Here is a 9,253-nt window from a genome sequence, read left to right as displayed (position 1 = left end):
GCAGACGTCCTCTTCGCCATGCTCCGCGACGGCACCTTCTACGACCCCCAACCCACCCCTGCGGGTTGACGAAACCCATAGGGGCACCCCCCCGTTCCACACCGGGTCAGACGCCGGTGACTCTCCTGATCCAGGCACGGTGGGCGGCGACACTGCTGTACTCGCCGGGGCCGAACAGAACGCCGACCTCCTTGCCCTTGTAGAAGGCGGGGCCGCCGGAGTCGCCGGGCTCGGTGTCACCGGTGAGCCGCTTGATCCGGACCGCGCGCCCGATGATGTCGTCGTGATTGACCGCGGTCACGCGCGCGGTGGCCTTGCGCAGGTTCTTCGGGTGCTTTCCGAAGGAACCGTATCCCCAGATGCCGACGACCGCGCCGCGCGGCGGGTCGACGTCCGCAAGCTTGACGTTCGGCGCGTTGACGGGCCTGGCCAGGCGGAACAGCCCCACGTCGTCGACACCGTCCGAGTCCATGTGCCGGATCTGCGTCACCTTCACCTGTACGCCGTGTCCGTACCGCACGGAACCGATCCGGACCGACATCCGGCCCGGTATGTCGCTGTAGCAGTGATAGGCCGTGAGCACCCACCGGTCGGTGAGCATCGTGCCGGTGCAGGCGTAGTGCCCGTCGCTGTAGACCTGGACGGCCCAAGGTGCCGCCGACGCCGGCCTGCCTCCGCTGATCGCCTGGGCGGTTCCGCCGGGCAGTGCACAGGTGACGGCGAGCCCGGCGCAGGCGGCGACCGCAAGCCGTTGGTAGTGGCGCATGATGATGCTCCTCGCTGACGAGAGGGTCGGAAGACGTCCGGTCGGGGCAGGGCACCGACCTGGATCAACCATCACGGAGAAGCGCGGGCGGAGACTTCGGCCGTATAGCCGATCAGGCGGGGATGAATGGGATGTGTCGTGACCGACCGGCAAGCCTTTCGGCTCGCCGGCGCCCCGGGTGAGGCGCCGGCGGCGGTGCTCGGCGGACGTCAGACAAGGCTGGTCCAGACGCTCTTGACCTCGGTGTAGGCCTCGATCGCCTCCCACCCCATCTCCCGCCCGAGGCCGGAGGACTTCATGCCGCCCCACGCGGCCGCGGCGTCGAGGCCCTGCATCATGTTGATCCACACGGTGCCCGCCTTGACCTGCCGCGCCAGCCGGTTGGCCGTCCCGATGTCACGGGACCAGATGGCTGCGGCCAGCCCGTAGTCGGTGTCGTTGGCCAGGACGGCCAGCTCCTCCGGGTCCTCGTACGGCAGGACGGTCAGGACCGGGCCGAAGATCTCCTCGCGGGCGATGCGCATGTCCTGGCGGACGCCGGCGAACACGGTGGGCTCGAAGAAGAACCCGGCGGCCAGCGCACCGTCCGGGCGGCTGCCGCCGGTCAGCAGTTCGGCGCCCTCCTCCTCGCCGATGGCGACATAGCGGGCCGCCTGCTCGACCTGCTCCGCGGAGACCAGCGGGCCGAGGTGGGTCTCGGGGTCGAGCCCGTCGCCCAGGCGCAGTGTCCCAGCCGCCCCGGCCAGCTTCTCGGCGAACTCGTCATGCCGCCGGGCATCCACGTAGAAGCGGGTGTAGGCGGCGCACACCTGACCGGAGTTGAGCAGTCCGCCCAGCAGATTGCCCTGCAGCGAGGCGTCGATGTCGGCGTCCGCGGCGATGATGCTCGGCGCCTTTCCGCCCAGTTCCAGCGAGACCTTCTTCAGCGAGCGGCCGCATTCCGCGCCGATCTCACGTCCGACGGCCGTGGATCCGGTGAAGGAGATCTTCTTGACCAGCGGATGCCTGACCAGTGCCCGGCCGGTCTCGGGGCCACCGGTGACGACGTTGACCACACCGGCCGGGACTCCGGCCTCCTCGATGAGTTCGGCCAGCCGCAGCGTCGACAGCGAGGTCTGCTCGGCGGGTTTGACAACCACGGTGTTGCCGCAGGCCAGCGCCGGGGCGAGCTTCCACACCAGGATCATGAGCGGGAAGTTCCACGGAGTGATCAGCCCGCAGACGCCGAGCGGTTCGCGGCGGGTCCGGTAGTCCACGTCCGGCACCGACAGGGGCGCCGTGATTCCGGTGATCTTGGTGACCCAGCCGGCGTAGTAGCGGAGGTGCTCGACGGCGTTGGGCACCGAGAAGCCCGCACTGACGCCGAGCGGCTGTCCCTGGTCTCGGGTCTCCAGCGCGGCGACGTCCTGCGCGTGTTCCTCCAGCAGATCGGCGACGCGCAGCAGCAGTCCGGCGCGGGCCGCGGGCAGCAGGCCGCCCCACTCGGGCGAGACGAAGGCGCGCTGGGCGGCACGCACCGCCGCGTCGACGTCCGTCTCGGTCGCCTCGCGCAGTTCGGCGAGCACCTCGCCGGTGGCCGGGTTGAGCGAGGTGAAAGCGGGGCCCCCTCCCGTGGTCCACTCCCCGCCGATGAGCATGTCGGTGCGCATGTCTGTTCTCCCTGGATAGGTGATCGCGGAAAGCGGGGGCGGGGGACGGAAGGCCGGTTCTCCGTCCCCCACCGGTCCTACGGGCGACGCGGATCGATGGGAACCGAGAGGGCCGACCGCTGCTGGATCACCTCACCCGCCTGGAACAGCCACTCCTCCTCGAAGGCCCGCCCGACGAGCTGGACACCGAGCGGGGCGCCCGCGGTGGGGGTGACGCCGATGCCGAGCCCGGGAATGCCGAGCACCGGGACAGCGGTGTTGGGCCACTGATGGGTCATCAGTTCACGGGCCCGCTCCACCGTCTCCAGGTCGCCGCCCAGCGGGAACGGCGGCTCTCCGGAAGCCGGGAGCAGGAGGATCGGGTAGCGCGCCATGAACTCCGCCACCTGGCGGCGCACCAGGGCACGACGCTGGTAGGCCTGGATGTAGTCGGCGAACGAGACCTCCCCGACGGCCTCTTCGGCCACGGCGTACATCAGGTCGTAGAACCTGCGGATGCCGGCGTCGCCCACCCGGTGGACCTCGGCGACCAGACCGCCCACGCGGAACTCGGTCAGCACCAGCCGCCACCACAGTGTGGCCGCCTCGCCGAGTACGGGAAGCTGGACCTCCTCCACCTCGTAACCGGCGTCGGCGAGCCAGGCACCCGCCGTGCGGACGGCCTCGTCCGTCTCGGGCCGTCCCCGGCCGGCCAGCGGATGCCCGCCCGGATCGATCACCATGCCGACGCGCACCGGCCGGTCCCCGGGGCCGGGCGCCAGGTGGCGCACCGGTACGGCCATCGGGTCCCGCGGGTCCGGTCCCTCCATCACGCTCAGGCCGAGCCGGAGGTCGGCGACGGTGCGTGCCATGGGGCCCTCGACGCCGAACTGCTGGACGGCGAGCGGTACTCCCCAGCCCGGCGGCGAGTGCCACAGGGGGACGCGGCCGACGGTGGGCCGGATGCCCACGATGCCGCAGGAGGCGGACGGGTAGCGGATCGAGCCGGCGATGTCGTTGCCGTGCGCGAGGGCGACCACTCCGGTCGCCACCGCCGCGGCGGCTCCGCCGCTGGAACCGCCCGGGGTCACCGCCGGGTCCCAGGGATTGCGGGTGACACCGAAGTGCTCGCTCTCCGTCGTCCACCGGGTCGAGAAGGGCGGGCAGTTGGTCCTGCCGACCGGGATCGCGCCGGCGTCCAGTAGCTTGCTCAGCGCGGGCGCGGTCTCGGCCGCGATGTTCTCCAGGTAGGCGGCCACGCCGTCGGGCGTGGGACGCCCGGCGACCGGGGTGTTCAGCTTGAACGCGGTCGGCACCCCGTGCAGCGGGCCCACCTCGTCACCGCGGGCGATGGCGGCGTCCGCCTCCTTCGCCGCGGCGAGGGCGTCGTCGGCCACCTCGCCGAAGGCGTTCGTCACCTCGTTGGTCGCTTCCAGCCTGGCCAGGGACGCGGCCACCGCCTCGACGGAGGAGACCTCCTTCTCCCTGATACTCCGCGCCGTCCGCTCGGCGGACCACCGCCACAGCTCGTCACTCATCGTCGGGGGTCCCTCGCTCGTCCAGTCACGATCGGATGAAAACTTTGTACGGTCCGTTCAGTCTTCTGTCAATGCGTTCGATACTCTTCCTTATCTTTCAGCGTCGGGCTCGGGGCAGGACCGCCCGCCCTTCGCACAAAGGCCTGATACGGCAGGAGACGCAATGACGACCACCACGACACCGACGACCGAGGTGCTTCTCGCGCGCCGCCGCGCCGCGCTGGGCCCCCACTCGCCCACGTTCTACGACGAGCCCCTCCAGCTCGTCTCCGGCGAGGGCGTCTGGTTGCGGGGCGCGGACGGTGTCGACTATCTGGACGCTTACAACAACGTGCCGCACGTGGGGCACTGCAACCCCGTGGTCGTCCGGGCGATCGCCGATCAGGCGGCCCGTCTGAACATCCACACCCGCTACGTGCACGAGACGGTCGTCGAGTACGCCGAGGCCCTGCTGGGCACCTTCGCGCCCCCGCTGGACAAGGTGTTCTTCACCAACAGCGGGTCCGAGGCCAACGAACTGGCCCTGCGCATGGCCCGCCAGCACACCGGCAGCACCGGCGTCCTGGTCTCGGACTTCAGCTACCACGGCAACACCACGAGCCTCGCGGAACTCACCACCGGCCTGACCGTCAAGGAGCGGCAGGGCACCCATGTGCGAGCACTTCGCGTACCGGACCTCGACACCGACGGCCGCCCCGAGGAGACCGTCCTCGCCGAGGCCCTCGCAGCGGCCCGGGCGGCTGTCGCTTCCCTGCGGGACGCCGGGCACGGAATCTCGGCCTTCCTCTTCGACCCGCTCTTCTCGACCGAGGGTTTGCCCCGGGTGCCCTCGGGATACGTGGAGGCGGTGGCCGCCCTGGTCCGCGACGCGGGCGGTGTGGTCGTCGCCGACGAGGTGCAGTCCGGTTTCGGCCGCACCGGGACCCGGCTGTGGGGCCACGAACTGTTCGACATCACCCCCGAGCTCGTCACGCTGGGCAAGCCCATGGGGAACGGGCACCCGCTGGGAGCGGTGGTGACCACCGATGCGCTGCTGGAGGAGTTCGGCAGCGCGAACCTGTACTTCAACACCTTCGCCGGCAACCCTGTCTCGGCGGCCGCGGGCGCGGCGGTGCTGCGGGAGATGGCCGACCGGGAGCTCCGGGCCGGCGCGCTGAAGGTCGGCGACCGGGCTCGTACCCTGCTGGGGGAAGTGGCCGCGAACCACCCCGGGGTGAACTCGGTCAGGGGAACCGGACTGTTCTTCGGCCTGGACTTCACCGACGCCGAGGGCCGTCCGGACGCCGCGCTGACCCGGCGGGTGGTGGAGGACATGCGGCGCAGGGGCGTGCTGATCAGCAGGGTCGGCCGGCACGAGAACGTGCTCAAGATCCGCCCGCCGCTGGTCTTCGGGCACGACCACCTCACCCTGCTGGTCGACCGGCTCGCGGAGTGCCTCACCGCGCTCGAAACCGCGTAGCTGCACGCGCGATGAAGGCCGGCCTCGGCCCGGGCCGGGCAGGCTCCCGGAGACGAGCCTGCCGCCGAGCAGCGTCGCGGTGACCTGTGTCCCGGGCAGGTCCGCCAGGGGGCAGGTCACCGGGTCGCGGTCGAGCAGGATCACGTCCGCGTGACTGACCTCGTGGAGGTCGCCGATGCCGGACCAGCCGAGCACCTCGGCCGCCCGCCGGCACCACATGGCGTAGGCCTCCCGCTGGCCGACCCGCTGCGCCCGGCCGTCGTTGGAGCGCGCACCCCCTTGCCCATCGTGTGGGTGACGGCGAGCGCCATGGACTCCCACGGGTTCTTCGGGCCCCAGTCCGTGCCGGCGGCGACCTTGATCCCGGAGTCGAGCATGCGGCGGAAGGCGTTCAGGTCGGCGAGCACCTGCTCGCCCATGCGCTCGCGGTACATCTCCCCCTTGCCGTAGGTGAAGGCGGTGCTCACGGTCATGTCGAACCCGTGTCCGGCGTAGCGCTCGGCCTGGCGGGCATCGAGGAAGATCGAGTGCTGGAAGATCCAGTGCTCGCCGCCCTTGATGACGCCGTCCGTGCGGAGTTTGCCGAGGAGGTCGAGGACGACGTCGTGCTCCTTGAGCCCGCCGCCGCAGAGGTTCACCCTGAGCCCGCGCCGCGCCGCCTCGCGCAGCGCGAGCTCGATGATGTCCGACGGGATGAACCAGTGGCCCTCGGTCGTCTCGCCGTACGGTCCTTTGTAGGGCTCGCGCATGGCCAGGTGGCCGTTGTAGCCGGGGCCGTTGACCTTGAACATCTCACCGCGGTCGCCCTGGATGGCCTCCGCCTTCGCGAGGTGCTCGGCGAGCTTGTCCTCGTCGGGTGCCGCCACCTTGATGTCCAGGGCCGAACCGAGCACCTCCGGTGCCGCCAGCACCCGGAGGGTCAGCGCGCCCGCCTGGTAGAGGGCCTCGTACACACCGATGTGTTCGGGGTCCATGGCGTGACCCTCGTAGATGGTCGTCACCCCCAGCCCGTTCTGCTCCGCCATCGCACCGCTCAGCGCCGGGGGCAGCAACTGCGGCTGTATGAACGGGATCCGGCCCCAGACCTCGGCCCGGAAATCGTTGTGGGTGTGGTTGTAGTAGTCGTTCACCGCGCCCGAGACCCGGCCGGTGGGGCGGCCCCCGGCGTCCTTCTCGACGGTGATGCCGCCCTCGCCGTCGGGCAGGTCCGCGTCGATGCCGAGCGCGGCCGAGTTGAACGCGGCGTGGTTCGGGACGTGCGGTGCCCAGGCCTGGATCATGACGGGGTGCTCGGTGGTCGCCGCGTCCAGCGCGGCCGCGTCCGGCAGCGCGCCCTCCGGCAGGTCGCGCCACGACTCCTTCTCGTAAAAGTGCGCGCTCCCGGACGGCGTCGACGATGTCCGACCACGAGCGTGCCTCGCGGATGTCGACGAGCGGGGCCACGGACAACGCGAAGTGGAGCATGTGGGGGTGGGTGTCGATGAGGCCGGGGGCCACGACTGATCCGGTGACGTCGACCTCGCACGCACCGGGACACCGGCTCAGCACCGTCTCCCGGTCGCCGACGCACACGACCCGGCCGTCCTGGATGCCGATCGCCTCGGCCGTGACGGTCTCGTCGACACGGACCACGCCTCCGGCCAGGACAAGGCTCTGACCTGCTTCGTCGCCAGATGTACTCACGCCTTGATGCAACGCCTTCGAGTGGATCCCGACAATCGGGAATTTTGCGGATCGCCTGTCAGGAGGCGGTCGTGAACCTCATGGAGCACGCCCCCTAGGACATGCACGCCCCGGACCTCTCCACCGTCCGGCTCGCGGTGCGCATCGGGGTGTGTGTGGACGACGAGTCACCGGCCGACACGCTGAAGGCGATCGTGGCGCACACGGGCGCCGACATGGCCCAGCTCGACGCATGGGACGGAACCCGTGCAGTCAGCCTGGCGGTCCAGGACACTCCCCGGGACGTCGCCCGCGTCCTGTCGGAGGACCTGCCCGCCGATCCCGTCTTCGGCCGCCATCTGCGCGACACCTCCGGACAGGTGGCGGGATTCCTGCACCTGGCGAGTGCGCGACCCGGTCACTTCGGCGAGCACCACCGCGTGCTGCTCGACACCCTGATGCCCCTTCTCACCCGGGCCGCCATGCTGCCGCACCCCTCCACCGCGCTGACCCCGAAGCACTACGCCGTCTCGGTCGTCCGCGACGGCCGCATCGAGCCGATCCGGGGCCGCACGCCCGCCCTGGTGGCCGCCGACCCCCAGGTGCGCGAGCTCATCCGCCGGTTCGCCGGGCAGCCGACCCCGTATCCGCAGTTCCTGTGGCCGTCCCGGTGGCGGTGGTGCGAGGTCCGGATGGTGCGCGACGGGGAACAGGAGGAGACGCTGGCGATCGCGTGTCGGCCGGCCGCGCTGCCGTACCGGCTGACCCCTCGCGAACTGGAGGCGCTGACCGCGCTCGCGGCGGGCGCGACCAACCGCCAGATCGTCGGCACCCTCACCATCAGCGAGCGCACGGCGATGACTCACGTCGAGCACATCCTGTACAAGCTCGCCGCCCCCCGGCCGTACCGCCGCCGCGGTCCGCGCGGTCCACGCGGGGATCCTGCTGCCCAGTACGGACCCGGCCTCACCACGCGCCATCGAGCGTCTGTTGGGAGCCGTACCCGCAAGGAACTGAAGGGCACCGATCCGTGTCGAATTGATTTTGGCGATGTTACGGATACCGGTGCGGTGTTACGGACAACAGAATTCCGAACGATCCGTTCAATTTTCTTTCTCTGCGTATTGACTCCATCCTGGCCGTCAATCTACGTTCCCTTCCACCTGGCGAGGGATGGAGGAGAACGAGATGACGAAGGTTGCGGTGACCGGCGGATCCGGATTCATCGGAGGCCACCTCGTGGAAGCGCTGGTGAGCCGAGGAGCACAGGTCAGGGCGCTGGTGCGGCCCACGAGTCGGACCGCCGTGCTGGACGCGGCCGGCGCGGAACTGGTGTACGGCGATCTCGCGGACGCGGCGAGCGTCGCCGCGGCGGTGGGCGACGCCGATGTGGTCTACCACTGCGGGGCGATCGTCAGCGACTGGGCCGCGCCCGGAATGTTCGACGTGGTCAACGCCGCGGGAACCCGGAACGTCGTGGACGCCACCGTCGCCGCGGGCGCGCGTCTGCTGCACGTGAGCAGCACGGACGTGTACGGCTTCCCGGACCGGGGCGGGCTCGGCGAATCGACCCCGCGCACGCGGCGCGGCTGGGGATACGTGGACGCCAAGATCGCCGGTGAGGAGGCGGTCGAGCGCGCCGTGGCGGAGCAGGGCCTGGACGCCGTGATCGTCCGGCCCGCCAGTGTCTACGGCCCCCGGTGCCCCTACTTCGTGGAGGGCTGCGTCGAGCTGATGAACGCGGGGCAGCTGAGCCACATCGGCGACGGCGCCGCGACCGGCGGCTTCATCTACGTCGCCGACCTGGTGCGGCTCATCCTGGCGGCGGCGGACCGGGCCGGCCGCGGCGAGATCTTCAACGGGACGGGAGGACGTCCGGAGACCTGGCGGGAGTACTTCGAGGGTCTGGCCCGCGTCACCGGAGCCAGCCCGATCACCACCAACCTCGACAAGCAGGAGGCCTTCGCCCTCGCCGAGAAGTACGAGCAGGAGGCTCTGGCCGCCCCGGACGCGGGCGACCCCGCGCTGACCCGCCACGCCTGGGCGATGTACGCGACGGACCAGCACTTCTCCGTCGCCAAGGCGCGCGAACTGCTCGGCTGGGAGCCGGAGACGACCCTCAGCGAGGGCCTCGCCCAGGTCGGTTCGTGGTGGGCGGACCGGTGACCGCGGCGCCCGCCCGGCCCACCGCGGACCATCA

The 9,253-nt window shown here is 70.9% G+C and carries 6 protein-coding genes and 1 pseudogene; 3 read left to right on the top strand and 4 right to left on the bottom strand.

Annotated elements, in window-relative coordinates; all coding sequences use genetic code 11:
* Positions 1-106 precede the first annotated feature (106 nt).
* The 3 genes from AB0D85_RS50975 to AB0D85_RS50965 all read right to left on the bottom strand — a co-directional run bounded on the left by AB0D85_RS50975 (position 107) and on the right by AB0D85_RS50965 (position 3,932).
* The gene (locus tag AB0D85_RS50975) at positions 107-766 is read right to left on the bottom strand and encodes a DUF1986 domain-containing protein (protein WP_362338126.1); all 660 of its coding nucleotides are present in this window, start codon (positions 764-766) and stop codon (positions 107-109) included.
* Between the two features lie 209 nt (positions 767-975).
* Positions 976-2,415, bottom strand: a complete 1,440-nt coding sequence (locus tag AB0D85_RS50970) for an aldehyde dehydrogenase family protein (RefSeq protein ID WP_362338123.1) — start codon at positions 2,413-2,415, stop codon at positions 976-978.
* A gap of 77 nt (positions 2,416-2,492) precedes the next feature.
* Positions 2,493-3,932 (bottom strand): amidase, encoded by a 1,440-nt coding sequence (locus tag AB0D85_RS50965; RefSeq protein WP_362338120.1) that lies wholly within the window; start codon positions 3,930-3,932, stop codon positions 2,493-2,495.
* Between the two features lie 163 nt (positions 3,933-4,095).
* Between AB0D85_RS50965 and AB0D85_RS50960 the strand changes: the two genes are divergently transcribed.
* Complete coding sequence (locus AB0D85_RS50960) at positions 4,096-5,391, top strand: aminotransferase class III-fold pyridoxal phosphate-dependent enzyme (RefSeq protein ID WP_362338117.1); 1,296 nt, start codon at positions 4,096-4,098, stop codon at positions 5,389-5,391.
* A 140-nt stretch (positions 5,392-5,531) separates the two neighbouring features.
* On the opposite strand, the gene AB0D85_RS50955 is transcribed toward AB0D85_RS50960, so the two are convergent.
* Positions 5,532-6,920 (bottom strand): amidohydrolase family protein, encoded by a 1,389-nt coding sequence (locus AB0D85_RS50955; protein WP_362338114.1) that lies wholly within the window; start codon positions 6,918-6,920, stop codon positions 5,532-5,534.
* 255 nt (positions 6,921-7,175) lie between these two features.
* Between AB0D85_RS50955 and AB0D85_RS50950 the strand changes: the two are divergent.
* A pseudogene (locus AB0D85_RS50950) lies at positions 7,176-7,889 on the top strand (hypothetical protein); the annotation flags it as partial.
* Positions 7,890-8,241: 352 nt separating this feature from the next.
* Positions 8,242-9,219, top strand: coding sequence for an NAD-dependent epimerase/dehydratase family protein (locus AB0D85_RS50945; RefSeq protein ID WP_362338111.1), 978 nt, complete (start codon positions 8,242-8,244; stop codon positions 9,217-9,219).
* The last annotated feature ends 34 nt before the right edge of the window (positions 9,220-9,253 follow it).

Source organism: Streptomyces sp. NPDC048277, from assembly GCF_040652235.1.
GTDB lineage: Bacteria > Actinomycetota > Actinomycetes > Streptomycetales > Streptomycetaceae > Streptomyces.
Note: the sequence above shows the minus strand (reverse complement) of the source record. Positions and strands in the feature narration are given on the sequence as shown.